22 protein-coding genes are annotated in these 25,203 nt (G+C 58.7%); 11 read left to right on the top strand and 11 right to left on the bottom strand.

The window, feature by feature from the left end; genetic code table 11:
• The first annotated feature begins 225 nt into the window (after positions 1-225).
• A complete protein-coding gene (locus BLQ98_RS14305; RefSeq protein WP_093733984.1) occupies positions 226-882 on the top strand; it encodes a TetR/AcrR family transcriptional regulator in 657 nt (218 codons plus the stop codon).
• 9 nt (positions 883-891) lie between these two features.
• On the opposite strand, the gene BLQ98_RS14300 is transcribed toward BLQ98_RS14305, so the two are convergent.
• Positions 892-3,951: an efflux RND transporter permease subunit gene (locus tag BLQ98_RS14300; RefSeq protein WP_093733983.1), complete on the bottom strand. Its 3,060-nt coding sequence runs from the start codon at positions 3,949-3,951 to the stop codon at positions 892-894.
• Positions 3,952-3,954: 3 nt separating this feature from the next.
• Complete coding sequence (locus BLQ98_RS14295) at positions 3,955-5,031, bottom strand: efflux RND transporter periplasmic adaptor subunit (RefSeq protein WP_093733982.1); 1,077 nt, start codon at positions 5,029-5,031, stop codon at positions 3,955-3,957.
• A 144-nt stretch (positions 5,032-5,175) separates the two neighbouring features.
• Here BLQ98_RS14295 and BLQ98_RS14290 point away from each other — a divergent pair, with 144 nt between their 5' ends.
• A complete protein-coding gene (locus BLQ98_RS14290) occupies positions 5,176-5,763 on the top strand; it encodes a TetR/AcrR family transcriptional regulator (protein ID WP_244148440.1) in 588 nt (195 codons plus the stop codon).
• Here BLQ98_RS14290 and BLQ98_RS14285 read toward each other — a convergent pair.
• The gene (locus BLQ98_RS14285) at positions 5,730-6,452 is read right to left on the bottom strand and encodes an acyl-homoserine-lactone synthase (RefSeq protein WP_093733980.1); all 723 of its coding nucleotides are present in this window, start codon (positions 6,450-6,452) and stop codon (positions 5,730-5,732) included. The genes BLQ98_RS14290 and BLQ98_RS14285 overlap by 34 nt on opposite strands.
• A 173-nt stretch (positions 6,453-6,625) precedes the next feature.
• On the opposite strand from BLQ98_RS14285, the gene BLQ98_RS14280 reads away from it, so the two are divergent.
• Positions 6,626-8,017, top strand: a complete 1,392-nt coding sequence (locus tag BLQ98_RS14280) for a sensor histidine kinase (protein WP_093733979.1) — start codon at positions 6,626-6,628, stop codon at positions 8,015-8,017.
• Here the strand turns inward: BLQ98_RS14280 and BLQ98_RS14275 are convergent.
• The 7 genes from BLQ98_RS14275 to BLQ98_RS14245 all read right to left on the bottom strand — a co-directional run bounded on the left by BLQ98_RS14275 (position 7,999) and on the right by BLQ98_RS14245 (position 16,703).
• Entirely contained in the window at positions 7,999-9,384 is a 1,386-nt protein-coding gene (locus BLQ98_RS14275) for a cytochrome P450 (RefSeq protein WP_093733978.1), read from the bottom strand. The genes BLQ98_RS14280 and BLQ98_RS14275 overlap by 19 nt on opposite strands.
• A gap of 219 nt (positions 9,385-9,603) precedes the next feature.
• Positions 9,604-10,872: a tetratricopeptide repeat protein gene (locus tag BLQ98_RS14270; RefSeq protein WP_093733977.1), complete on the bottom strand. Its 1,269-nt coding sequence runs from the start codon at positions 10,870-10,872 to the stop codon at positions 9,604-9,606.
• Between the two features lie 205 nt (positions 10,873-11,077).
• Positions 11,078-12,055: a bile acid:sodium symporter family protein gene (locus tag BLQ98_RS14265; protein ID WP_093733976.1), complete on the bottom strand. Its 978-nt coding sequence runs from the start codon at positions 12,053-12,055 to the stop codon at positions 11,078-11,080.
• Positions 12,056-12,158: 103 nt separating this feature from the next.
• Positions 12,159-13,748 carry a gamma-glutamyltransferase family protein gene (locus BLQ98_RS14260; protein WP_093733975.1) on the bottom strand — a complete coding sequence of 530 codons (1,590 nt, stop codon included), beginning with the start codon at positions 13,746-13,748 and terminating at the stop codon, positions 12,159-12,161.
• A complete protein-coding gene (locus BLQ98_RS14255) occupies positions 13,732-15,249 on the bottom strand; it encodes a tripartite tricarboxylate transporter permease (RefSeq protein WP_093733974.1) in 1,518 nt (505 codons plus the stop codon). The genes BLQ98_RS14260 and BLQ98_RS14255 overlap by 17 nt, the downstream gene beginning before the upstream one ends.
• Complete coding sequence (locus BLQ98_RS14250) at positions 15,250-15,741, bottom strand: tripartite tricarboxylate transporter TctB family protein (RefSeq protein ID WP_237273139.1); 492 nt, start codon at positions 15,739-15,741, stop codon at positions 15,250-15,252.
• A 14-nt stretch (positions 15,742-15,755) separates the two neighbouring features.
• Positions 15,756-16,703 (bottom strand): Bug family tripartite tricarboxylate transporter substrate binding protein, encoded by a 948-nt coding sequence (locus BLQ98_RS14245; RefSeq protein ID WP_093733972.1) that lies wholly within the window; start codon positions 16,701-16,703, stop codon positions 15,756-15,758.
• Between the two features lie 133 nt (positions 16,704-16,836).
• Here BLQ98_RS14245 and BLQ98_RS14240 point away from each other — a divergent pair, with 133 nt between their 5' ends.
• From BLQ98_RS14240 to BLQ98_RS14205, 8 genes are all read left to right on the top strand, one after another.
• Positions 16,837-17,721, top strand: a complete 885-nt coding sequence (locus BLQ98_RS14240; RefSeq protein WP_093733971.1) for a LysR family transcriptional regulator — start codon at positions 16,837-16,839, stop codon at positions 17,719-17,721.
• A gap of 86 nt (positions 17,722-17,807) precedes the next feature.
• The gene (locus BLQ98_RS14235; protein ID WP_093733970.1) at positions 17,808-18,911 is read left to right on the top strand and encodes an HWE histidine kinase domain-containing protein; all 1,104 of its coding nucleotides are present in this window, start codon (positions 17,808-17,810) and stop codon (positions 18,909-18,911) included.
• Entirely contained in the window at positions 18,908-19,279 is a 372-nt protein-coding gene (locus tag BLQ98_RS14230; RefSeq protein WP_093733969.1) for a response regulator, read from the top strand. The genes BLQ98_RS14235 and BLQ98_RS14230 overlap by 4 nt, the downstream gene beginning before the upstream one ends.
• A 103-nt stretch (positions 19,280-19,382) precedes the next feature.
• Complete coding sequence (locus BLQ98_RS14225; protein ID WP_093733968.1) at positions 19,383-20,618, top strand: putative DNA modification/repair radical SAM protein; 1,236 nt, start codon at positions 19,383-19,385, stop codon at positions 20,616-20,618.
• Complete coding sequence (locus BLQ98_RS14220) at positions 20,618-22,039, top strand: UdgX family uracil-DNA binding protein (protein ID WP_093733967.1); 1,422 nt, start codon at positions 20,618-20,620, stop codon at positions 22,037-22,039. The genes BLQ98_RS14225 and BLQ98_RS14220 overlap by 1 nt, the downstream gene beginning before the upstream one ends.
• 78 nt (positions 22,040-22,117) lie before the next feature.
• Entirely contained in the window at positions 22,118-22,534 is a 417-nt protein-coding gene (locus BLQ98_RS14215; protein WP_093733966.1) for a CopG family transcriptional regulator, read from the top strand.
• A 30-nt stretch (positions 22,535-22,564) separates the two neighbouring features.
• Complete coding sequence (locus BLQ98_RS14210; protein WP_093733965.1) at positions 22,565-23,635, top strand: extracellular catalytic domain type 1 short-chain-length polyhydroxyalkanoate depolymerase; 1,071 nt, start codon at positions 22,565-22,567, stop codon at positions 23,633-23,635.
• A 1-nt stretch (position 23,636) separates the two neighbouring features.
• Positions 23,637-24,653 (top strand): C45 family peptidase, encoded by a 1,017-nt coding sequence (locus BLQ98_RS14205; protein ID WP_244148439.1) that lies wholly within the window; start codon positions 23,637-23,639, stop codon positions 24,651-24,653.
• Positions 24,654-24,769: 116 nt separating this feature from the next.
• Here the strand turns inward: BLQ98_RS14205 and BLQ98_RS14200 are convergent.
• A partial coding sequence (locus BLQ98_RS14200; protein ID WP_141135342.1) for an IS30 family transposase occupies positions 24,770-25,203 on the bottom strand: 434 nt, incomplete at its 5' end.

Raw genomic sequence — 25,203 nt, 5'->3', positions numbered from 1 at the left:
GCCCCTAGATTTTATCCGAGCAACATTCTGAGTAGTATGTTACTGTCGTGACAGGGCACGCAGGTGTCAATAGCTGTCGGTGATGTAAGTGTAGCAACAGATAAATCCGTGGCGTCAGACCACGCAACGGCTTGTCAGAATGGATGTTTTCGGCTCAGTATTCACGTCAGGCGGGCAGAAAACCCCGATTATTGCCGTCTTTCCCCTGCCAGAGGTCTAAAGTATATGGGCGAACACATCGACGTGACCACAATCGCCGAGGCCTCGGATTCGGCTTCGCACAAGCACGACAGCCGCCGCGAGATCATCGAAGCCGCCGCGCAATGCTTTATGCTCAAGGGGCTCGACAAGGCGACGATGGACGACATCGCAGATGAGCTTGGGGCGACAAAGGGGCGCGTGTACCACCATTTCCGGTCCAAGAATGCGATCTTTTTTGCCGTGTACCGACAGGCGATGCAATATTGCTTTGAAGCGGTCACCCCGCTCGTTTCGATGAAGAAATCGAATGTGAAGAAGCTAGAGCAGATGGCTCACGCCCACGCCCGCGTCATGATGGACACCTTGCCCTATCAACGCAGCATCCGTCTGGGCGTAGAGGTCTATTTGCGCGGCTCTACCACCGAGGCAGAGCGCGGCGTTCTGCGCGAACTTATTACCCTGCGCAACGATTACGAAAATTTGTACCGCGAGGTGCTGCGCGCGGGTGTCGCAGAGGGAGAGCTGGCCGTGCCGAGCATTGAAATTGCCAGCCGCGCCCTGATGGGGGCGTTGAACGGTTTGGTTGACTGGTACCGCATTCGCCCCGATCAGTCAGAGGCAGAACGCGACGCGCTCGCCCGCGCCTTGGCCCATGCCGTGGTGCATGGCCCCACGGCATAATTTGACCCTCTAGACCGGTTTGGCCGCGGCATCCGCCCGCCGTTCTTTTGCAAGATAGGTGTGATACAGCGCCGGCACACCGATCAGCGTCAGCACAGAGGCAAAGCCCAAGCCGCCCATGATCGTCACCGCCATTGCGGCAAAGAACGAATCCGCCAGCAGCGGCACCATCCCCAGTATCGTCGTGACCGCTGCCAGAACCACAGGGCGCAGACGGCTGACGCTTGCGGTGACGATGGCATCATGCTGGTTTAGCCCGTTTTCTTTTTGCACATCAATCTCTTCGACCAGAACGATCGCGTTCTTGATCAACATGCCGGACAGCGACAGCAGACCCAGCAGCGCGGTAAAGCTGAACGCCAGCCCCGAGAACAGCAGGCCCAATGCGGCCCCGTTGATCGCCATTGGCACGATGGTCCAGATCACGGCGGTCTGGCGCAGCTTGCCGAACAGCAGAATGGTGATCAGCAACATGGTCCCGAAACTCAGCGGCATCTGCTTGCCAAGAGACGCTTGGGCATCGCCTGCGTTTTCAAATTCGCCGCCCCATTCAAGGGTATAGCCGACCGGCAGCTCAATCTCCTCGATCAATGGGCGGATTTGTGGGAAAACCGTTGGCGGGGTGACACCTTCGATGACGTTGGCCTGCACCGTAATCGTCTGCACGCGGTTGCGGCGCTCGATCACCGCGTTCTCTGACGTGACCTTGAACCCGTCGATCACTTGGCTCAGCGGTAGGTAATCCCCAAGCGCGGCGGAATAGACGATCTGGTCGGGCAGCTGGCCGTTGCTGGCGGATTCTGACCGCGGCACGCGGACGATGATGTCGATCAGACGGTCCCTTTCGCGGTAGGTGCCGGCAGTGATCCCGTTGGTCGACAGCGCAATCGCATCCGCCACATCGCTGCGGCCGATACCGACAGCCTGCGCACGGTCTTCGGCATAGACGGGGCGGGTGACCAGCACTTTTTCGCGCCAGTCCACGTGCTCGGTATGCAGCAATGGCGTCGCGTCGCGCAGGATATTTTCGGCCTGATCCGCTAGATCGCGCAGCACGGCGGAATCGGGCCCCGAGAATCGCGCCTCGATGTCTGAACCCCCACCGGGGCCAAAGATGATCCGCTTGGTCTGCACCTCTGCCCAAGGCAGCGCATTGATCGCGAACTGGTCAAGCTCGGCGCGTAGGGCGGGGATTGCCTCGGCCGAGGTGGCGCGAACCACCAGCTGCCCGATCGAGGGGTCGCTGTCCCCCGGCGTATAGGTCAGGACATAGCGCGTCAGACCGGCACCGATGGTGGTAGTCACGGTGTCCACATCTTCGCGGGCCAGCAGCCAATCTTCGATCACCGCAAGATCGCGGGAGGTTGACTGGATAGAGCTGCCCTGTTCGGCCTTGTATTCAAAGTAAAACAGCGGCGTGTTCGATGCGGGGAAGAACTGCTGTTTGACCTGCCCAAAGATCATGACGCAGGCCACCGTGGTGCCGATCAGACCGGCAAACACAAGCCAGCGGAACCGCAAAACCTGCCGCACAAGATTGCCATAGGCGCGGAAAATCGGACCATTATAGCCGCTGTCATCATCCGCCAGCCCGCCGATCTTCAGCATATAGTGCCCCAACAGCGGTGTGACGGTCACCGCCACGATCCACGACAGCAGCAACGAAATGCCGATCACCGCAAACAAGGAGAACATGAATTCACCCGTCGCGTCTGGCGATAGCCCGATCCCGGCAAACGCCATGATCCCGATCACGGTCGCGCCCAAAAGCGGAATCTGGGTGTTCTGCGCGGCAGTATCTGCTGCAGCGACCGAAGGCCGCCCCTTGCGCATTTCTTGTTGCATGCCTTCGGCGACCACGATGGCATTATCCACCAGCATCCCCATGGCAATAATCAAAGCACCAAGGCTGATCCGTTCTACCTTGACCCCGAAAAGATACATGAAAAAGAACGTTGCCAGCACCGTCAGCAACAGCGACGCGCCCACAACGACAGACGCACGCACCCCCATAAAAAGCGCAAGCACCCCGATCACCACGGCGACGGACATGGCAAGAGACAGCAGGAAGCTGTTGTTTGCCTCGTCCACCACGCGGTGCTGTTCATAGATCGGTGTGATCTCTACCCCGACGGGCAGAAAGGCTTGCAACGTTTTTAGCTGCGCTTCGACGCGTTTGCCGACCTCGACGATATTTTCTGACAGCAGACCCGAAACGCCAAGGGTGAACACCTCTTGGCCGTCCTGCCGTAGGATGTGATCTGGCGCGTCCACACGGCCGCGCGTGACGGTGGCCACATCCAGCAGATTCAACACCTCGCCCTGAAAGCCGAAGGTCAGCGCACTGATATCGTTGACGCTATCCTCGCCCGACGGCCCGTCGATGCGCAGATTGGTATCACCGGTTTCGACAAAACCCGTGGGGTTAATCGCGGTAGATTCGTTGATTGCGCCGATGATCACACTGGGATCAATCCCGAGCTGTGACAGCTCTTGCGACGACGGTTCGACAAAAATCGCCTCTTGCGGCAGCCCGTCAATATCGACGTTTGCCACCCCATCCACGGTCAGCAAGTCGCGGCGGATGAAAGTCGCGATCTCCCATATCTCTGAATCAGAAAAACCGGGGGCGGAGACGGCATAAAGGATACCAAAAACATCGCCGAAATCGTCGTTCACCTGCGACGGACGGGCACCAGAGGGAAGCGACGCACCCGCATCGGACACGCGGTCGCGCAGATCGTCCCAAACCTGTGGCAGCTCGGTCCCATCATATTCATCCTGCATCTCGACTTCGATCACCGACAGGCCATGGGTGTTGCGCGAGGTGACCGTCTTCACTTCGTCCATCTGCTGGATTTCGGCTTCTAACACCTCGGATATCTCGGTCGCCACTTCGGCGGCACTCGCACCAGGATAAGCCGTCGCCACGATGGCCGATTTGAGGGTGAATGTCGGGTCTTCAAGCTTGCCAACCGAAAGGTAGCCAAACACACCACCGAACAATGCGAAGAGAATGAAAATCCACGTATAAAGCGGATTTTCAATGGAGAAACGTGCGATTTTCATAGTTTACTCGATGCTCAACCCGTTGAAGGGGCGCACGGTGTCGCCCTCGCGCAGCAGCTGTGTGCCAGCACCTACGACCAATGTGCCCGGCTCAAGTCCCGTGGCGACGATATCTGTTCCCGTGCTGGACGAGACTTCGACCGGGACCCAAGCTACCTGCCCCTGCTTGCCGCTTTTATCGGGGGTATAGACCATGACACGCGCCTGATCCTCCGCCATCATCACGGCAGAAGGGGGGAGGGTGGTTGCCGTATCGTCGCCCGCAGCGACGCGCGCGGTCACGCTCATTGAGGCCCCGGGGATCAGCTTGGGGGTGACGCGGTCGGCAGGCAGCGCCAGTGTCACGCGGTAGCTTTGCCCGATGCTTTGGGTTTCGGCGTTGAACTCGCGCAGTTCAAGAGGGACACCGCCGGAGAACACCGGCGACGTGCCGGTGAATTCGATGCCGGCGGCGTTTGAATACATCTGGAACATCTGTTCGGGGACATCGATTTCCACCCGCACTTCCGACATATCATGCAGGCGCACGATGGCCTGACCGGGGGCGATGTTGGCGTAATTGGGCGTCAGCCGCGACGCCACCAATGCACGGAAAGGGGCAATTAGCGTCGCGTGGTCCAACGCCTCGCGGGCTTCGGTCAACGCGATCCGCGCCAGATCACGGGCGGTTTGCGTATCCTGCGCCTGCGCGGTGGAGACTGCATTGCTTTTGGCCAAGGTTTGCGACCGCTCAAAATCCCGTTCCGCTTGGGTCAGTTGTACTTCGGCGCGTTGGACGGCACGTTCAAACGGCGCGGCATCCAGTGCTGCGATCTGCGCGCCTTCTTGCAAAAACTGCCCCTCTTGTGCGTCGAACATCACCATACGGCCACCGACTTCGAAAGACAGATCGACCGTCTCTCGCGCAGCGATCTGCCCAAAGAAGACCCGCTTTACCTGCGCTGCGGCCCCGCCTGCTTCTATCAGTTTGACCGACCGAATGGGGGCCTGTATGCCCGAGGGTGTAAGGTCGTCAGCGCTTTGGGCAATAAGCGGCGTCGCAAGGGTCGCGCATAATAGAACGGAAATTAGCTGCTTCATTTTAATGGCCTTTTGAGTACTGAGCGGTACTTACGCTCAGTGACGCACAGTTCAACCCCTCTTAGATGCCCTTCAGCACTTTTATTTCGCCGATACACGCCCTAGTTCAGGGGGATGAATGAAAATGCATCAAAGTCACGGATATTGTCGACGGCCCGCGCCCTGTTCTTTGTCAACGGCTTTGACAAGGTCACGACGGACCTTCTGGCGCGTGAAGCATCCGTGTCCAAGGCGACGATCTATCGCTATTTCGACAATATGTCGGATATTTTGCAGCATGTGCTTGAGGCGGAGGCAGACGTGTTCCGCGCCGAGGTGTTGGGCGATATTTCCAGTCATCCCGATTTGCGTACCGCGCTGACATCGTTCGGACGTAAGTTCCTGAGTTTCCTGAGCGAGCAGGATTCGGTTAAATTTACCTGTCTGATTCACGAAGTTGCGCGGGACTATCCACAGGTAGGACGGATTTTTTATACCGCCGCCTTCGAGGCAGTCTGCACGGCCGTTTCCGGCCTGCTGGCACAGGGGCAAGAAACCGGCGAACTGCGGGATGATTTTGATCCGGCGGATGTGGCCGAAGATCTTATTTCGCTGTTGAAAGGCTTTGGGACGGTCCGCGCACAACTGGGGCTGACGACCCGTCCGTACAAAGACATCGACCAGCACGTCGCACGCGTGGTCGACACTATCTTGATCGCCTACCGTGCGTCGGATGGGGCCGCGCTGGCGTAATTGGCCACATGCATGATCGCGGCCTGCGTGTTGTCGCCGCTGATGTTTAGCTTGGGCCCCATTGGCAGGGCGCTCATGCCCAGACGGTTCATCCAGCGCTGGAACACCGCGGGGACAATTCCGATCACATGGGTCGCGCCTTGTTGGGTGGCCGCACGGGCCATGGCCTTGATCAGCTTGGTCTGGATCGCCAGCCGCCGGTGCGCGGGCTCGTTCTTTGACAAAAACAGGCGCGTTGCTTCCCAGACATGGGGCATCACGGGGGCCTCTTCGTAAAGCACATATTCAGGAATATCCTGCAGCATCCCGCGCTGCGCATCCTTGAGCATATAGGTGTAGCACCCGCACTGCGCCGTGGTCGGCAACAACCGGACACCCGCCAGCACGCGCCCGTATTCATGAATGACGACAGACCGGCTTTGTGGTGTGTCGTACTGGTCGAATTCCATCCCTTCGGTATGGGGCAGATCCCATTCTTTTTGGTCAATGAATACCGATTTACGGGCTTTCAGAAAATCTGAATACAGCTGGCCATAGCGGTACTGGTTGCCAATATGCACCACAGTTTCCTCTAGGCGTGTCGCGTAGGAAGGCACGCTATCTTCGACAGGTCGCGACGTGAGAGCGGGTTGCACCAAAGGCTCAAGCGTCTCTGCGTTTCGATGTGAATATGCGTTCTGGATTCCCATTGATATTGCCCCGAGCCCACTGAAATCACGAAAAAGTTAACTAAATGCATACAGTCACGGTTCTGCCTTAATCGCAACAAATTTTCCACTAATAGTTGAGGTGTATCATTGTGATATAGAAATAGATTCGTTTGGCGCCTTACAGTGCGCCAAGCAGACGGAGAAAGCGCAACATGCAAGCAATCGACAATGTTAACTTGCCCCAGACCCGCCCGGTGTTAAGCCGGCTGCGGGACTATGCGCTTGTCGGCAGCCGTGCCTTTGCGCAGCGCGCGATCATCTACACCGTCGCGATCGGACTGGCAGGGTATTATTACGATCTCTATGTGGCGCTGTTCTTTTTCGCCGCCATCGGCATCTGTGAAGTATATGATATTCTTGTGCTGCGTTCTATCCTGCGCAACACCCGTTCCAAGACGCTCAAGATCCGCAAGTCACTGTTCCATATCTATATGACCACGGCGCTTAGCGCGACGACCATATCGTTGTTCTGCATCGCGATTGCGATCCAGCAGGGCGTGGGAAATAGCCATTTTCTGCCGCTTTTCCTGTTGATTTCCGCCTCTATATTTGCGGCGATGAACAACCATCAGTTTCTCTACGTGCTGGGGTTTCGCCTGGCGATTTACATCGGGGCGATCCTTTACATCCCGATCCGCGATGTGGTGATTGCCCGACCCTCACTGGACTCTGAGATTTGGTTGAACCTCTTTACCGCGCTCTTTGTCTTGGGCTTCGTGCTCGAACTCGCGCGGACCTTCATTAAGGGGTATTCCGCCTTGATGAAGAACCGTCTGGCGCTTCAGATAGAAGCCAAGAATGCCCTTGCAGCAAGCGAAGCCAAGACCCGTTTCCTGTCAACAGTCAGCCATGAATTACGCACGCCTCTAACGTCGATCCGAGGGGCGCTTGATCTGATTAATGCGGGTTCTGCGGGGGAGGTGCCGGACAAAATGTCGCGGCTTCTCGATATCGCCACACGCAACGCGCATCGTCTGGGCGAACTGGTCGGGGATTTGCTGCTGTTGCAATCTGCCGATGTCGGAAAATTCTCGCTCGATCTTGGCAATGTGGATTTGGCAGAAGTGGTGAACACAGCGGCTCATTCGTTCCAACCCTATGCCAGCCGTTTTGGTGTGGCTGTCAAAATCGATGTAAAAACCGAAAACCCCATCGTCCGTGGGGACCGGAAGCGACTGGATCAAGTCGTCGTCAACCTTCTGTCCAACGCTGCCAAATTCTCTCAGGCGGGCGGAACCATTTCTGTCGGGCTAGGGCGGGACGGCGAAAATCTGGTCATCTCTGTTGCCGATCAGGGCATCGGGATTCCCGAAGGCAGCGAAAGCGTTATTTTCGAAGAGTTCGGCCAGCTTGACTCCAGCGATCAGCGCAAGTTCCAAGGCACCGGTTTGGGGCTGTCGATATCAAAGCGTATCGTCGATGCTCACAGTGGCAGCATCGCCTACACAAGCAAACTTGGCTACGGCACGACCTTCAACGTGTCGCTCAAGGCGGCGGATGCGGCCGATGGCACCAAGCCCCAAAGCTATTCCGACGCGGCCTGACCCACTGGCACGGCGCGCAGCATCAGCGGCCCGTCAGGGCGCATGGTAAAGGTTAGGTTCGGCGGTGCGACAGGGTGTTCCGTCAGTTCGAACGACGCCCCTCGCAGGGCCGAGGCAAGCAGCACCATAATCTCGGTCTCGGCGTATTGCGCACCGATACAGATACGTGGCCCGTCGCCAAAGGGAATATACTGGCCACGCGGGTATTTGCGGTTCAAAAATCGGTCGTGCTGATACAGCGCCGCGTTCTCCCACAGCAGTTCATTCCGGTGCAGCGCATAGACCGGAAACATGATCACATCGCCTTTCTTAAAGGTCACATCCTTTATCGTAACCTCCTCTGACGCATCACGGGCGAATAGGGCACCGGCGGGATACATCCGCAGGGTTTCGCGCACATGAGCGTGTAGTTTCGGCATCTTGGGCAGGTCAGCAAACCCGATTGGGCCCGCACCGCACACCTCAATCACCTCGGCGCGCAGATCCGCTTGCACCTGCGGATGCATCGCCAGTAGATACAGCCCCCAAGCAACCGTATTGGCCGAGGTTTCATAGCCCGCCGCGACGAAGGTCAGCAGGTTATCGACGGTGGTTTCGATGTCTTCCTTGTCAGTCTGGAGCGCCTCGATCAACAGATCAAGAAAATCGACCGCCTCGGCATGGCGCGCGGCGCGGCGGTTGGTGATCACGTCATGGGTCAGCTGTCGTAGATCACGGATCGCTTTCTTGCTGCGCAGCCATTTCAAGCGGGGCATCCATTTTGGCAGTCCCATCAGATCAAACAGCGACATATAGCTGATGTAATCGGTAAACCGTCGCATCCCCAAGCGGACATCCTCTTTCGACACTGCCTCGTTGCCCGAAAACATCACGCGCGAGATATTGGTCAGCGTCGCCTCTTGCGCGGCATCCGACACATCGACCTCGCCCTGCGCCCGCGCAAAAAACGCCGCCAGCTCGTCGCCGGTCTGGGCAAAGTGGCGGGTCAGTACAGGCAGGTTGCGCGCCGCAAAAAGGGGTGCATACCGATGACGCTGGCTGCGCCACTTCTCGCCCTCCGACAGGATCATGCCGTTGCCGACCACCGGGCCGATCACATTATGGGTAAATGCAGCCTTGGGAAACCGGCGCCCGGCTCCGGCCAGCAGTTCGGTTACCATTTCGGGGTCGCAGACATAATGGATTCTGGCGGGACCCTTCAGATAGCTTTGCGTTCGGGTCGCGTCGGGGATCACAGAAAAGATGTTTTTGCCGGCCTTTTTGGCGAAGTCGATCAAACCGACATCGGCGGTGGCCAAATCCGCTTGAACCGGGATCGGTTGCACAAGCGTCATACTATCCTGTGCGGGCATATTGGGTGAACTCATTGTCGTCTCCTTGCCGGTGCAACGGTGGCGGCTGCCACATCGCTGTTTCTAGCAGGGAAACAATACCACATACTACCTAAAGTTACCCGCGCGGGCGGAACGTCAGCCTTCAGGGCGCGCGAGCGGAACGTGCTTCTCCTTGGTATTTGCGCGTGCAAAATAGCCAGAACAGCAGTCCACCCAACTGGCAAACATCCATGTGCCACGCGGCGATTTGACCTAGGGCAAGACCAGCTCTTGCCCGTTTTGCCAGCTTTGTGCCAGTGCCTTTGCCTCGCCCTTTTGCTGGGGTGCCAGTTGTTGGCCCATTTGCATCAGGCGTTCTTCGGGCGCATCGAGCTCTCCATCTGCGGCATAGGCCATCGCAGTATGCTGTAGGGCCCAAGCCGCTACAGGGTCTCGCTTGACGCTTATGCCATCGGCATAAAAATGCGCGAGTTTTGCGAGCGATCTTGGCTCTCTGCGTTCGGCGGCGGCGTGGTACCAGCGGGCGGCCTCTGCCGGATCGGCGGGGCGCCCCTGTCCGTTCTCATACAGCAAACCGACATTCAGATAGGCGACGGGTTCGCCGTATTCCGCGGCCTGCTGGTACCAGACCATTGCCTCGTCAAAATCCTGCTGTACACCGCGCCCCAAGGCATAATGCTTGCCCATGTTCACCTGCGCTGCAGGCACTCCGTTTCGCGCGGCCTCGTAGTACCAGCCAACGGCTTTTTCATCATCCTGCGAGGTGCCAAGCCCGTCGGCATAGAGGTTGCCCAGATTGATCTGGGCTGCAGGGTATCCCTGCTCTGCCGCGAGGCGATACCATTCAAGCGCCTCGCCATAGTCCTGTTTCACTCCGATGCCGTGATGGGACAACCACCCTAAGGAATACTGCGCCTCTGCCAGTTCCTGTGCTGCCGCGGCGCGCAATAGCTGCTGCGCTTCTTTGGGCGCCGCGGCACCGCCACGACCTTCTAGCAGCAGGACCGCCAAGCGGTACTGGCCCATGGCATATCCCTGGTCTGCCGCTTTTCGGTACCAGGCGCGGGCCTCTGCATCACTTTGCACCGTGCCTTCGCCCAACTCGTGCATATTGCCCAGACTGAATTGCGCCTTGTCGAAGCCCTGTGCCGCAGCGCGGGTGAAATAGTCAAAGGCGGTATTAGCATCGGCATCGACGCCGTGACCAAAGCGGTAGGAGACCCCCAATGAATTCAGACCGCAGGGATTATTCTGCTCGGCGGATTTTTCAGCCCATTCGATCGATTTGTTGAAATTTTGCGGGATGCCGTCGCCGCCGCGATAGTACAGCCGGCCCATCTGACACTGCGCCTCAGCATCCCCCTTTTCGGCAAGTGGCAGCAAAAGCTCTAGCGCGTGGGCATAATTGCCCTGTTCGAACGCGGCCAAGCCGTCCTGTACGGTTTGCGCCTGTGCGACCATGGGCATGATCGCGGCCAGAATGGTGCGACCAATCCAGCTTCTTTTGGTTTTACCTGCCATGGGAGGGTCCTTCTTGTCGGGCGGGCAGCCTGCTGCCTTTTCACGTTGGCGTAACGCTAATCACCTGACGATGCACGCCGCCGCCCCGTCAAACCTCGGCGGAAATTTGCGTGTTCCTGCTATGGCTTAGGCGGCTCATGACAAACCGGCAAAGACCCGCCCGCGCGGGGGCGGGGAACTGGCGGAAAAGATACCCATGGGTAACTTAGCTCGGCGCGGCACCGGCGCGGCGGGACGCCCGCTGCGAGACAAAGGCACAGACCAGAAGCTGCGAGATGTGGTAGATCATCAGCGGCAGAACAATGGCCCCGACCAGATCGGGCGCAAACAGCGCCGTGGCAATGGGCAAGCCGCTGGCAAGGCTTTTGGTCGATCCGCAGTAGAACAGCACCGCGCGGTCAGGATCCGGCATCCCCGTCGCTTTGCCAAGCGCGATCATCGACCACATACCCACGGCCAGAAACAACCAGACCACAGCAAACAGCAGCACAAGGGTCGTCAAGGGAATGGCGGACCAAAGCCCAGACACCGTGCCTGCGCTGAAGGCCGAATAGATGATCAACATGATCGACCCACGGTCGACTATCATGGTCAGCAGCTTGTGGCGTTGCACAAACCCGCCAACCAGCGGACGCATAAGCTGGCCGACGACAAAGGGCAGCAAAATCTGCACGCCGATCTTGCCGATTGCATCAAGGCTGACGCCGCCGTCGCCTTGTTGTAGCAGAAGGGTCACCAACACCGGCGTCAGAATAACCCCGATGATGTTAGAGACTGAGGCCGCGCAAATCGCCGCCGGCACATTGCCCCCTGCGATAGAGGTAAAGGCGATGGATGATTGCACGGTAGACGGCAGAACCGACAGAAACAGCAGCCCCATGGTCACAGTCGCGCCCAGTATCGGGCTGAACAGCGTGGCAAGGACCAGTCCGATCAACGGAAACAAAATATAGGTCGCGCCAAAGGTCATGCCTTGAAGCCGCCAGTTTGTGATGCCCGCCTTCACCGCACTGGGATCAAGCTTGGCCCCGTACAAAAAGAACAGCAGCGAGACCGCCCAGAACGTCACCCCGCGCAGCCCTTCGGCGGCAAGGCCAGTGGCAGGCAGCACTATGCCCGCGATCACAGTGGCCAGCAGCAAAAGCATATAGGCATCGATACCGATACGTTTGATATAATTCATGAGAAAACCCGCCTTGTCGCAGAAATCGGTATAGGGGCGCTGCCCGCCCGTAAAGAGCGAGCGGAAGAAAAGCTTCCTCCGCTCGTTCTGCTTTTAAGCGTGCTTAGAACCCTGCGGCCTGCCCATCCTTGCGCGGATCAGAGCCAGCGGCATAGCCACCGTTGTCAGTGCGCTGCACCAGTTGAGCGCCGCCAAAGCCGAATGCATTATCCGGTGCCTCGATCTGGATCGCATGGCCAAGCGCCTTGAGCCCGTCCAACAAATCAGCAGACATCGACGGCTCGCAGGCCACTGCCAGCCCCTTGATCGCGCGCCAGCGAGGGGCGTCGGCGGCGGTCTGGGGGTCTTGATCCCACAGCTGCGTGCGCAGCAATAGTTGCATATGCCCTTGCGCCTGAATTGGGCCGCCCATCATGCCAAAGGCCATCAGCGGTGCGCCGTTCTTCATCGCAAAGCCCGGAATAATCGTGTGGAAGGGGCGTTTGCCCGGCGCGACCTGATTTTGATGGCCTTCTTGCGTTGTGAAGCCAAAGCCCCGGTTCTGCATCGATACGCCCGTGCCCGGCACAACCACACCAGAGCCGAAGCCCGCATAGTTCGACTGGATAAAGCTGACCATCATGCCCGACGCATCGCCCACGTTGAGCAAAACGGTCCCGCCTTGCTTAGGGGCGCCGGTGCCAAAGTTTTGTGCATGGTTCGCATCAATCAGCGCCGCGCGGGATTCGAGGTAAGCGGGGTCAAGCAATGCGCTCTCGTCCACATCTGTCATGTGATCGCGGTCGGCGACATAGGCGTGCATATCGGCATAGGCGAGCTTGACCGCTTCGATTTGCAAATGCACAGCGGCCAGATCGTCGGGGCCGTGGTCGCGAATGTCTGTATGTTGCAATATGCCAAGCGCCATCAGCGCGGCGATGCCCTGACCGTTTGGCGGGATCTCGTGCAGTTCGACGTCGTCAAAGCTTTGGCTGATGGTGCCGCACCAGTCGTTGTAATGCGCGGCAAGATCGTCAACCGTCATCGCCCCGCCATTGGCCTTTGCAAAAGCAGCGATCTCTTGCGCGATCTCGCCCTCATAGAACGCGCGGCCTTTGGTTTCTGCGATCGCCCGTAGGGTGCGCGCGGCGCCGGGGTTGCGAAAGCGTTCGCCGGGTTTGGGCGCACGGCCATCGGGCATAAAGGTCTCGGCAAAGCCGGGTTGGTCCTTTAGCACTGCGGCCCCTTTGGCCCATGCTGTGCCCACGACAGGCGACACGATGAACCCGTCTTCGGCATAGCGGATCGCGGGGGCGAGCACGGTGGACAGGCCGAGGCTGCCGAATTTCTCGGACAGTTCGACCCACGCACTGACAGCACCCGGAACGGTCACGGCGTCCCAGCCATGTTCGGGAATGCCATCCTTGAAATACTCGGGCGTCCAAGCCGCCGGCGCGCGGCCAGAGGCATTGAGCCCGTGCAGCTGCTTGCCGTCCCACAGGATGCAGAACGCGTCAGAGCCAAGGCCGCAGCCGGTAGGTTCAACGATGGTCAGCACAGCGGCAGTGGCGATAGCCGCGTCTACGGCGTTGCCGCCTTGTTGCAGGATAGACAGGCCGGCTTGGGTCGCGAGGGGTTGAGATGTGGCGACGACGTTCTCGGCCAGAACGGGCGAGCGGCGCGACGGATAGACGGGATCATGACGTAGGCGCATGGGTTGGCCTTTCTGTAGATGTACGGTTTTTAAGGTGACTGCGGACGGCCCAGACAATGGACACGAACGCCGCAATCAGGAAAATCAGGCTGATGGGGCGGGTGAAGAACAGTGTCGGGTCTTCATCCGTCATCAGCGCGCGCCGCAGGTTGGTTTCGGCGATCGGGCCCAGAATGACCCCCAGCACCAAGGGTGCCAGCGCATAGCCAAGGGCGCGCAGCGTATAGCCGGTAATGCCGATAAAGATCAGCAGATAGAGGTCGGTCACGCGGTTGTTCAGCGCAAAGGTGCCCACGACACAGCAGGTCATCACCACTGGCACGATCAGCCATTTGGGTACCTCGGTCACCCGCAGAAACAGGCGCATGGAAAAGATCGACACGATCAGCATCATGAAAGACGCCACAACCATCGCGATGAACATGCCATAGACAAGGTCGCCGTGATCCAGGATCAGTCGGGGACCGACGGAAATGCCGTGCACCATCAAAGACGCCATAAGGATCGCATCAACAGCCGACCCAGGGATGCCCAGACCGATCAACGGGATCAACCCGCCGCCCGCAGTGGCAGAGTTGCCTGCTTCGGAGGCGACGATGCCGTCAGGTTCACCAGTGCCGAATTTCTCGCTGTTCTTCGATCCGCGTTTGGCTTGGTCATAGGCAACGAGATTGGCGATGGACCCCCCCGCGCCGGGCAGGGCACCGATCAGCACCCCAATGATTGACGATCTCAGCAGGTTGACCGGACGCATCAACACTTCTTTCATCACCGTCCATGTCTGAAAGTCGATAGCCCCTGTGACCAGCGCATTGCCTGACCGGACGCTGTCGGCATTCTCTACCTCTGACACAAGCTGCGAGATGGCAAAGATGCCGATGAGCACCACCAGAAACGGCAGGCCGGCCTGCAACATCTCTATGCCAAAATCAAAGCGCGGGCGGCCCATGATCGGGTCTGTCCCCACGGTAGAGATTGCGAGCCCGATCAGCCCCGCCAAGATGCCGCGCATTGCGGATGTGCCCACGAGGCTGGCCACGATGGTCAGGGCAAACACGATAAGCGAGAAATACTCCCACGGGCCAAGGCGCACAGCAAATAGCGCGAGCGGCGGTGCAGCAAAGATCAGCACGATGGTCGAGATCACGGTGCCAAAGAACGACGCCCACACCCCGATGGAAAGCGCGCGCCCTGGTTCACCGTTGCGGGCCATGGGGAAAGCGTCAAAGGTGGTGGCGACAGACGATGGTGTGCCGGGGATGCCCAGCAATGCCGCCGAGATCAGCCCGCCGGTGTAGCCACCCACATAGACCGACAACATCACCGCGATGCCTTGCAACGGCTCCATCGTGAAGGTCAGCGGCAAGGTCAGCACAATCGCCATGGTCACGGTGAAACCGGGGATCGCGGCGGCGACGATGCCCGCGACGGACCCCGCCAGCATATAGGCGAGCGTGGCCAGCGTGAAAATCTGCGCGGCCCCTGTCATGAAATCAGTCATTCAAAGCACTCCGCGCGGCAGGAAGACGGTGAACACTTCGGCAAAAAGCCAGTTCAGCCCGAAGGAAAACACCACAGCCACCACAGCGGCGAGGGCGATTGACTTGGGCGTGCGTGGCATCAGGATCACTTGAAGCACGAAAAGGAAGATCAGGCTGGCGATGGAAAACCCCAGCAAAGGAATGGTCAGCAGATAGGCTGTGAGCGCGCCAAGGCAGACAAACACCAGATAGCAGCGTTTGGCCCATGCCACGGCCTGCGCCGCGAAATCACCGTAAGCGCGGCGGGGGATCTGGCGCAGCGCGTCGATGATCGCGATGGCTGAAACGATGGCCATGGTGGCAAAGATAATCTTGGGGAAGGCACCGGCGCCGAGTTTTTCAAAGCGCGAGGTGGCAATGCCGCTGGCCGAGATGAACAGCCCGACCGAAGCCAACAGCAAGAAGACATAGCTCAGAAGGCGGGCAACCAAGCCCGCCTCCTGTGACTTCATGGGGTCGTGCCCGTTCATGGGGCCAGAACCGACGACAGCGATTTCACTGTCTCGTCCAGTTTGGTCAGATAGGCACGGTAGTCCTCTTGACCGCGGAACCCGACATCTGCACCCGCATTGTTGGTCTGCTCGATATAGGTTGGGTCTTGTGCCATTTCTTTCAGCGCGGCTTCCAGTGTGTCGCGTACCTCTTGTGGGGCACCTTTGGGCATGACGATGCCGCGGGTCACGTTCAGTTCGAGGTCCTGACCCAGCTCTTTGAAGGTCGGCACATCTGCGGCGGCGGCCACACGTTCGGTCGCACCGACAGCAAGGAATGTCAGATCGCCATTGTCGACGAATTGCTTGGAGGAGCTGATGTCGCCGATGGCTACGTCAAGGTTGCCGCCAACCAGCGCGCGCACGCGCTCTCCGGTGCCTTCATAGCCGACGTATTTAAACTCAAGCCCGAACGCCTGTTCGATCATCGCAGCGTGCAGGTGCGGTACGCCCGCCAGTGTCACCCCCATGGAGATTTCGCCGGGATGCGCCTTGGCATAGGTCACGAATTCCTCGAAATTGCTGTAGTTGTCGGATTTACCGGCCACCAGATATTGGGGTGATGCGGTCATCAGCGCGATGGGGTCAAAGTCATCCCATGCCAGATCGGTGATGCCGGTTTCGGTAGCGACCAACAGACCTTCGTGGACCTGGCTGATGGTATAGCCGTCCGCTGCGCGGCGCGACGCCTCGCGCAGACCAACGGTGCCGCCAACGCCGGGCATGTTGATGACGGGCATTTCAGCGCCAAGGAACGGCTGCACGTTGTTGGCCACAAGACGCATCAGCGTGTCAGACCCACCACCGGGCGACCATGGTACGATGAATTCTACAGCCCTTTCAGGGTAGGTTTCGGCAGTGGCGGGAACTGCAAGTAGGCTCGCAGCGGTGAAAAGGGCGGCTAGGCCCGAACGAAACGTCATAGGAGGACTCCCTGTGAGAGAAGCAGCGGTTTTTCCGCCGCGGGTTTGGTGTCAGTTTCGTGAATAACACAAGAGCAACCCAGACAAAGCGCGTAATTCTTGCCATTATGTTTAGCATTGCTTACCTTAAGGGATGGATACACGTCAGCTCGAGACTTTATTGGCCATTAGCCAGCGCGGTGGCTTTGCTGCAGCGGCGCAGGCGGTGAACCTGACCGCCTCTGCCGTGAGCCAGCAGATCGCTGCACTTGAGGCTGAGATCGGTACACAACTGTTTGACCGCACGCGACGCCCGCCCGCCTTGACCACCAAAGGTGCCGAGATGGTGCGCGCCGCCCAGTCAATCCTGCAGATCGTGTCGGACACCAAAGCGTCGGTCGCAGGCGAGCAAATGCGCGGCACCGTGGCGCTTGGGTCGTTGCGGACGGGGGCGAATTCGCTGGTGCCACAAGCTCTTGCAACTCTGAGCGCCAGCTTTCCGCATCTTAACTTTCGCCTGCGCGTCGGCGTCTCTGAGGAGTTAATGAGCGAAGTTGTGTCGGGGCAGCTGGATGCTGCCGTTGTGGCCGATCACGTTGCCGTCCCCAGCAGCTTGCGGTGGACACCCGTGCTGACCGAACCGCTGATCGTGCTGACGCCGCCGGGGACAGGGACGTTGAGCATTGATGATCTGATCCGCGATATGCCCTATATCCGGTACCGTACGCAGGTGCCGCTGGCGCGTCAGATCGACACAGAGATCGCCCGCCTTGGGGCTGCGCCGCGCCAGATCGTGTCGGTCAACACAATGCCTGCCATAGTGGGCTGCGTGCGGGCAGGGCTGGGGTTCGCGATTATTCCGCAGATCGCGCTGCATGACGCGGAGTCAGCCTCGCTTGATTGGTTTCCCTTTGGTGCACCGCCTATCCATCGTCGTTTGGGGCTGGTGCAGCGGGTCGCGTCGCGCCGGGCAGAGGTCTTGGCAGCGCTTGTGGCGGCGCTGATTCAGCAGGGCTTGTCGGGCGATGTCCATGACTAGGGGGCAAAACACCTGTGTTACCCTAGACATCAGCCCCCGACAGGCTATTTCCAACCACGCAGTATTTTGAAAATCTAGGAATTACGATGCCGACACAGTCCCCCGATAAGATGGCGACAGAGCTTTTGCATCTGCATGATGAGCTGGCGGCAAACAATTCTAACACGGACGCGCGCAAAAAGAAGAAGGCGCAGCACGCATTGAACCGGTTGAACTTCCTTGAAGCTGTGATGGAAACGGTACCCGTCGGGGTCGTTATGGCGGATGCGGATGGCCAGATCGTGTATGGCAACAGCCATGTCGAGAAAATGGTCGGCCACAAAGTCATTCTTTCCGATGATGTCACGTCCTATGGTGAATGGATCTCGTATCATGCCGATGGGCGGCGTGTTGAAAGCCACGAGTATCCATTGGCGCGCGTCATCGAGGGCAATCAGGATCACGCTGAAATCGACGTTCATTACCAGCGGGGCGATGGCACGCGGTTCTGGTTACGTATAATCGGCGAGCCGGTGTTGAACGGTGATGGCGAACGCATCGGAGCCACCGTCGCCCTGATCGACATCGACGAAGAGCGCCGATTGCGCGAGGCGCAGAACATCCTCATTGCAGAGCTTAACCACCGCGTGAAGAACGCCTTTAGTGTGGTGAAGTCTATTGTCAGCCAATCCCTGCGCAAGATGAGCATTCACCGCAATATTCGCGAAACGATCGATCAACGTCTGAACGCCTATGCCACGGCGCATTCGAAACTGGTCGGCACCACGTGGGACCGCGCCGGTATCGAAGAGGTGGCCAACGATGTGCTGGAACCCATTGGCGGTGGACGCATTAAGACCTCGGGCCCCGCGACAGAGCTGCCTTCGCGTCAGGCCTTGTCGTTGTCGATGGCATTTTACGAGCTGGCCACGAACGCCGTGAAATACGGTGCGTTGTCGGTTCCTGACGGAATAGTGAAACTAACTTGGGAACAGCATGATACCCCTGAGGGTTCCACCCTTGAGCTTCACTGGGTAGAAAGCGGCGGCCCCGCGGCCGAGAAACCGAGCGAAACCGGATTTGGCAGTTTTATCACCGGACGGGCCCTTGAGGCTGAAACTGGCGGCAAGATCGACACGATCTTTGGGTCAGGCGGATACGAATGGCATTTAACGATGCTGCAACAAATGGAAGAACAGGCACCACAATGACAGATACACCTCAGAATATTTTCATCGTCGAAGATGAGGTCGTTGTCGCCTTCGAGATGACCGACCTTTTGGAAGACATCGGCTTTAACGTTGTTGGGCCCAGTATCCATCTTGAAGATGCAAAAGAGAAAGCCCGTAAGGGCGATATCGACATCGCGTTTCTGGATGTGAACCTCGGTCCGAATAAGACCTCCAAGCCCGTGGCCGATATCCTGCGCGAACGTGGCATACCGTTCGTGTTCATCACAGCCTATGATGCGGATCAGATCAGCTTTCTCGGGCCAGAAGACCGCGTCGTTAAAAAGCCGGTCAGCAGTGAAAAACTGGTTGAGACCCTGCGGCGCCTCTATCCCACGTTGGAAACCTAAAACGCGAAGTATAAGCAGAATCCCGCGCGCCGCGACACTGCGGCGCAGGGGTGGGCCCATCAAGGGGCGTGACATCGGCCGAACGTGAACATATAGTGAACGTATGGCTAAACAAACTGTAGAACAAAAACTGGCGATCCTCAGCGACGCGGCAAAATATGATGCGTCATGTGCCTCTTCGGGGTCGACAAAGCGCGACTCGCGCGATGGTAAGGGGCTTGGCTCGAACGAGGGGTCGGGCATTTGTCACGCCTATGCGCCGGATGGGCGCTGTATCTCGTTGCTGAAAATCCTGATGACGAACTTTTGCATCTATGATTGCAGCTATTGCATCAATCGGGCCTCGTCGAACGTGACGCGGGCGCGGTTTAGTGTCGATGAAGTGGTCAAACTGACCATCGAGTTTTATCGCCGCAATTATATCGAAGGTCTGTTTCTGTCCTCGGGCGTGATCCGGTCGCCGGACGCCACCATGTCGGACATGGTGCAAATCGCGCGCAAGCTGCGCCACGAGGAAAACTTTCGCGGCTATATCCACCTCAAAACCATCCCTGATGCGGCCCCCGAGCTGATCGCCGAAGCGGGGCTGTTGGCGGACCGGTTGTCGATCAATGTCGAGCTGCCAACGGATGCTGCCGTTCAACAATATGCGCCGGAAAAGAAGCCTGAGCAGATCCGCAAGGCGATGGCGGATTTCCGGCTGCGCAAGGAAGTGTCGAAGGACAAATCCCACACCGGTAAACGCCCCCCACGGTTTGCGCCGGCGGGCCAATCGACGCAGATGATCATCGGGGCAGACGGGTCAAATGATGCCGCCATTCTGGGCCAGTCAACACGGCTCTATTCCAGCTATAAACTCAAGCGCGTATATTATTCGGCTTTCTCACCGATCTCGGACAGTTCGTCCAAGCTCCCGCTGATCCGACCGCCCTTGCAGCGCGAACATCGGCTCTATCAAGCGGATTGGTTGCTGCGTTTCTATGATTTCCAACTGGACGAAATCACGTCGGTCACGGCGGACGGGAACCTTGATCTTGAAGTAGATCCAAAACTGGCCTGGGCTTTGGTGCACCGCGAGGTGTTTCCGCTGGATGTGAACCGTGCCACTCGCGAAATGCTGCTGCGCGTACCGGGGTTCGGGGTGAAGACGGTGAACCGGATCCTGTCAACGCGCTGCCACCGCGCCCTGCGCTACGAAGATCTGATCCGCATGGGTGCGTCGATGAAAAAGGCGCGCAGTTTTATCACAGCGGGCGGCTGGTCCCCCGGTGGGTTGACCGACAGCCTTGACCTGCGTGCGCGTTTTGCGCCGCCGCCCGAACAGCTGACATTGTTCTGATGCACCGCGCAGTGATGCCCCCGATTGGCACGGCGCAGGCGTGGCGTGATGCGGCGCGTCAGTTTCTAGCAGCGGGCATCCCGCCCGAAGCGATCCTGTGGGGCGATACCACCACTGCACCCGATCTGTTTGGTGAGGTTCGGCCGGTCCGACCGGCAGGGCACGTCACTGTACCGCGTAGCTTTATTTCGATGGCGAGCACCGTCGTCTGGCATAGCGATCCTGAACGCTTTGCGCGGCTCTATGCATTTTTGTGGCGTTTGAAAGATGCCCCGCATCTCATGACGGACCGCGGCGACGCCGATTTGTCACGCCTGCGATCGATGGAAAAGAACGTGCATCGCTGCCAACATAAGATGAAAGCATTCGTGCGCTTCCGCGAGATCGGGGTCGAAGACGCGCCGCGGCGGTCCTTTGCCGCGTGGTTCGAGCCCACGTATCACACGGTAGAGCCTACCGCCGATTTCTTTGTCCGCCGTTTCAGCGATATGGATTGGCGTATCTTCACGCCGGATGTGTCTGCCGTGTTCGAAAATGGGTCGCTGTCATTCCGCGAAGGACAGGAAAAGCCAGCGCTGCCCGAAGACGCAAGCGAGCAGCTGTGGATCACCTATTTCCAGAATATCTTTAATCCTGCCCGGTTGATGGTCAAAGCCATGCAGTCAGAGATGCCAAAGAAATACTGGAAGAACATGCCCGAAGCGGCGTTTATTCCCCAGATGATTGCCGAAGCCCCCGCCCGCGCGCGGGCGATGGCAGAGGCCGCACCCTCGCTGCCACCTGCGCGCATGGCACAAGTACAAGCGCAGCTTGCCGCACATCAATCGGCGTGGGAGGGGCCGAAAGACGCATTGGCCAAAGATATCGCGGCCTGCACCCGTTGCCCCCTGCATTGCAACGCAACACAAGCTGTACCGGGCGAGGGGCCGATGGACGCTGACCTGATGGTCGTAGGGGAGCAGCCCGGCGATCAGGAGGACCTTAGCGGGCGACCCTTCGTTGGTCCGGCGGGGCAGCTGTTTGACAAGATTGCGGGGCAGGCGGGGCTGGAGCGACACAAGACGTTTGTCACCAATGCCGTAAAGCATTTTAAGTTCACCCCGCGCGGTAAGCGGCGCTTGCACCAATCTCCCAACGGGTCAGAGATTCAGCATTGCCGGTGGTGGCTGGACGCAGAGATCGCGCAGGTACGTCCCAAATTGCTGCTTGGGATGGGGGCCACCGCCGCCGAAGGGCTAACGGGGCGCCGCGCGGGTATCTTGTCGCGGCGGGGCACGGTCGAACAAACCGCATCCGGCACGCCTATTTTGTTAACCCTACACCCGTCTTATCTGCTGCGCCTTCCAGATCCTAAAGCCAAAGCCGATGCAACGGCCCAGTTTAGGGACGATCTAGCCATGGCGGTAAAACTGCTGGATTGAAGCGGCCAGAAAGATCGGGCACCCATTGCAATCTGCGTATCGGATGCCATATACCATCCACATGGATGGAGAATCGATATGAACAACGTCAGGCAGCTACGAGACAAACAGCCCGAAAACGAGAAAATTACCATTAACCTGGGCTTTGTTGATCTGGGTCGGATCGATCTGCTGGTACAGGAGGGGTTCTATTCCAACCGCAGCGATTTTATCCGTACAGCGATCCGCAAGCAGTTGGACCACCAGTCCGATACGGTCACACGGTCGATAGAACGGCACACGATGGAGATGGGCCTGCGCGACTACACCCTCGCAGATCTTGAAGCCGTGCAAGCCGCGAATGAGGTCCTGCACATCAAAGTCGTGGGGCTTGCGCGTATCGCACGTGACGTCACACCGGAACTCGCACGCGCCACGATTGGTTCCATTCATGTGCTGGGGGCGCTTCAAGCCAGCACAGACGTCAAAAAAGCACTCGGCGACCGGATCAGTTAAGACCGGCTTAATCCTTTAAAGGAATGCGACATGACAGATGATTTCAACGCGGCCATGCGCCGTGCCGGGAAACTTGTGCGCGGGGGAAACCCCAAAGCGGCAACCGAAGCGATCCAGAATGCGCTCGGCGTAGGGGGTGGTATTGCGACTAAAACCGCTAAAAATCCCTTTGCTAGAGCTAAAGTTGGCCGCGGCCTGCGCGACACACTCGCTGGATTGGCGCAATCGGCTTTGACCGGCGGCGACACGACAGAACCCGAACTCCCCCAAGGTGCGACATTCGACAGCGGTACTTTCAGCTGTACCGCGGGCAGCCGAGAGTATCGGATTTATGTCCCCAACCTCAACGGGTCAGCGCCGAAAGGGGCGGTGATGATGCTCCACGGCTGCAAGCAGTCCCCGGTTGATTTTGCCAAGGGTACAGGCATGAACCAGCTGGCGGATGACTACGGGCTTATCCTTGTGTATCCGGCGCAATCGCGGATCGCGAATATGCAAAACTGCTGGAAGTGGTTCGATCCGGGCGACCAAATGCGCGGCGCGGGTGAACCCGTGATCCTTGCAGGGCTGATGCAACAGGTGCAGCGGGACCATGCCATTCCAAAGGGGCTTAGCTTTGTGGCCGGGCTTTCTGCGGGGGCCGCGATGGCCGTCGTGCTGGGGCAGACTTACCCCGATGTATTCGACGCGGTCGGGGCGCATTCGGGGCTGCCCTATCAGGCGGCCCGCGATGTGCCATCGGCTTTCGCAGCCATGGGGCAGGGGGCAACAGGCTCTAACACGGGCGATTTCATTCCGACCATCATCTTTCAGGGCGACGCTGACACCACCGTTCACGCAACCAATGCAGATGCGATTGCCAAGACGCCTCCCGCGGGGACAGAGGTGATGGACGATGGCGAGACTGACGGGCGCAGCTTTACCCGTCGCACGATCTTGGCCCCGAAAGGCCACGCGGTAAGAGAGCAGTGGTCCATCACGGGCCTTGCTCATGCGTGGTCGGGGGGCGACAGCGCAGGGTCGTACACGGACCCGACAGGGCCAAACGCCAGCCGCGAGATGATAAGGTTTTTCCTCGAGTTGCCGTCGAAGGGCGCTTGATATGACGCACTCCCTTACGTTTGACGCAATCAGCGAAGCCACCCCGGGAGCAAAGTGGGCCGCCCGCTGGGACCGTTCATGGCCTGCCTACGAGGCGTGGTTCACCGCACGTGGCGGCGATACCGGCCCCGACCGCACTGCCTGCGAAGCCGCGTTACAGCAGTATATGCCCGAGTTAGTCCCTGTTCACGCAAAGCTTAAGGATTTGGCTGGAGGATCAGATCGCGCTGCGCGTTTTTTGTCGACATGGTGCCCTCCTAGCTATCTGGGGGGCTGCTCGCTGGCGGTTGCCACATCGCGGGACGACATCCGGCTTGTGCGTAATTACGATCTATCGCCAGACTTAAACGAAGGGTTGCTGTTGCACAGTGCCTGGACCGGCCGCCCCGTCATGGGCATGGTCGAGTTCCTCTGGGGGCTGTCTGACGGTATCAACGACGCAGGCCTCAGCATCGCGCTGGCCTATGGTGGGCGACAAGAAACCGGCCGTGGTTTTGGCATCACGACGATCCTGCGCTATGTCCTAGAGACCTGTAAAACAGTCCCTGAGGCCCTGCGGGTGTTGCAGCGGGTGCCGTCCCATATGCCCTATAACGTAGTGGTTGCGGATGCCGATGGAGCCGCCGCGAGCGTCGAGCTATACGCGGGCGGAGGTGCCAAAGTGCAGCCGCGTCTTGTTGCGACGAACCATCAGACTGACGGCAGTACCCCCGATCGCGGCGGTTTTACGCGAACGTTTGAGCGGTCAAAACGCCTTATTAGTCTCTTATCCGAGGGACCTGGTCCCGCCGGTCTTGCGCAGCAATTCACCCAAGCGCCCCTAAAGCAGGATCGGTATGCCGATGGGTTTGGCACGCTGTTCACAGCTGAATACGAGCCAAAACGCCGACATCTGACGCTGCATTGGGACAATGATACCTGGGTACAATCAATTGACGCCTTCCAAGAAGGCAGCGCGACGTCATCTATTCTAACGGTGCTACACCGCAGCAGCGTGAAGGTGATATCGACTGGGTGAAGGTGGGTATGGACTACGCCGCGGGTCATGGGTGCGATTGGCAAAGATATGTCCCGAAATGGAGCTACGGGGCGTAAAGCTAAGTGGATTCTCAAGGGTCGTTGCGACGGTTACCGCTATCTTAGTTTCATGAGTTCTTCCCTGAATGCTTCCGTTGGTGTGCGCCATCCCAGACACTTTCTGGGCGTGCCGTTCAAGCGGTCGCAAATCGACTTCATATCTTGATTTGAGAGCGCGGCCACAGGCGCATCTCTTGGTAAGTAGCGCCGCGCACGCTTGTTCAGGTTTTCGACGGAACCCTTTTGCCACGGGGCTTGCGGATCACAGAACCATGCCTCGGTTCCGATTCCAGGTTCCAGCTTGCGCCAATTCCTAAACTCAATACCTCTATCAAAGGTGATCGATTTACGGGCCGTTTGGGGCAGGGGTTCCATCACAGTCATTAGCTTGTCCATCAGATGCGTTGTGCTGCGGTCGTTGTTACGGAACAGGACGGCGAAGCGGGTTTTCCGCTCAATGAGCGAGGCGACGTTCATCTTACCCTGAGCAC

Origin of the sequence: Sulfitobacter litoralis (assembly GCF_900103185.1) — a bacterium.
Taxonomy (GTDB): Bacteria; Pseudomonadota; Alphaproteobacteria; order Rhodobacterales; family Rhodobacteraceae; genus Sulfitobacter; species Sulfitobacter litoralis.
Note: the sequence above shows the minus strand (reverse complement) of the source record. Positions and strands in the feature narration are given on the sequence as shown.

Excerpts from the sequence above, each read along its gene's own strand:
- BLQ98_RS14215 (WP_093733966.1), top strand. The coding sequence starts at position 22,118 with ATGAACAACGTCAGGCAGCTACGAGACAAACAGCCCGAAAACGAGAAA.
- BLQ98_RS14305 (WP_093733984.1), top strand. The coding sequence starts at position 226 with ATGGGCGAACACATCGACGTGACCACAATCGCCGAGGCCTCGGATTCG.
- BLQ98_RS14260 (WP_093733975.1), bottom strand. The coding sequence starts at position 13,748 with ATGCGCCTACGTCATGATCCCGTCTATCCGTCGCGCCGCTCGCCCGTT.
- BLQ98_RS14275 (WP_093733978.1), bottom strand. The coding sequence starts at position 9,384 with ATGAGTTCACCCAATATGCCCGCACAGGATAGTATGACGCTTGTGCAA.
- BLQ98_RS14240 (WP_093733971.1), top strand. The coding sequence starts at position 16,837 with ATGGATACACGTCAGCTCGAGACTTTATTGGCCATTAGCCAGCGCGGT.
- BLQ98_RS14230 (WP_093733969.1), top strand. The coding sequence starts at position 18,908 with ATGACAGATACACCTCAGAATATTTTCATCGTCGAAGATGAGGTCGTT.
- BLQ98_RS14265 (WP_093733976.1), bottom strand. The coding sequence starts at position 12,055 with ATGAATTATATCAAACGTATCGGTATCGATGCCTATATGCTTTTGCTG.
- BLQ98_RS14205 (WP_244148439.1), top strand. The coding sequence starts at position 23,637 with ATGACGCACTCCCTTACGTTTGACGCAATCAGCGAAGCCACCCCGGGA.
- BLQ98_RS14255 (WP_093733974.1), bottom strand. The coding sequence starts at position 15,249 with ATGACTGATTTCATGACAGGGGCCGCGCAGATTTTCACGCTGGCCACG.
- BLQ98_RS14250 (WP_237273139.1), bottom strand. The coding sequence starts at position 15,741 with ATGAAGTCACAGGAGGCGGGCTTGGTTGCCCGCCTTCTGAGCTATGTC.
- BLQ98_RS14295 (WP_093733982.1), bottom strand. The coding sequence starts at position 5,031 with ATGAAGCAGCTAATTTCCGTTCTATTATGCGCGACCCTTGCGACGCCG.
- BLQ98_RS14245 (WP_093733972.1), bottom strand. The coding sequence starts at position 16,703 with ATGACGTTTCGTTCGGGCCTAGCCGCCCTTTTCACCGCTGCGAGCCTA.
- BLQ98_RS14280 (WP_093733979.1), top strand. The coding sequence starts at position 6,626 with ATGCAAGCAATCGACAATGTTAACTTGCCCCAGACCCGCCCGGTGTTA.
- BLQ98_RS14210 (WP_093733965.1), top strand. The coding sequence starts at position 22,565 with ATGACAGATGATTTCAACGCGGCCATGCGCCGTGCCGGGAAACTTGTG.
- BLQ98_RS14285 (WP_093733980.1), bottom strand. The coding sequence starts at position 6,452 with ATGGGAATCCAGAACGCATATTCACATCGAAACGCAGAGACGCTTGAG.
- BLQ98_RS14300 (WP_093733983.1), bottom strand. The coding sequence starts at position 3,951 with ATGAAAATCGCACGTTTCTCCATTGAAAATCCGCTTTATACGTGGATT.
- BLQ98_RS14225 (WP_093733968.1), top strand. The coding sequence starts at position 19,383 with ATGGCTAAACAAACTGTAGAACAAAAACTGGCGATCCTCAGCGACGCG.
- BLQ98_RS14235 (WP_093733970.1), top strand. The coding sequence starts at position 17,808 with ATGCCGACACAGTCCCCCGATAAGATGGCGACAGAGCTTTTGCATCTG.
- BLQ98_RS14270 (WP_093733977.1), bottom strand. The coding sequence starts at position 10,872 with ATGGCAGGTAAAACCAAAAGAAGCTGGATTGGTCGCACCATTCTGGCC.
- BLQ98_RS14220 (WP_093733967.1), top strand. The coding sequence starts at position 20,618 with ATGCACCGCGCAGTGATGCCCCCGATTGGCACGGCGCAGGCGTGGCGT.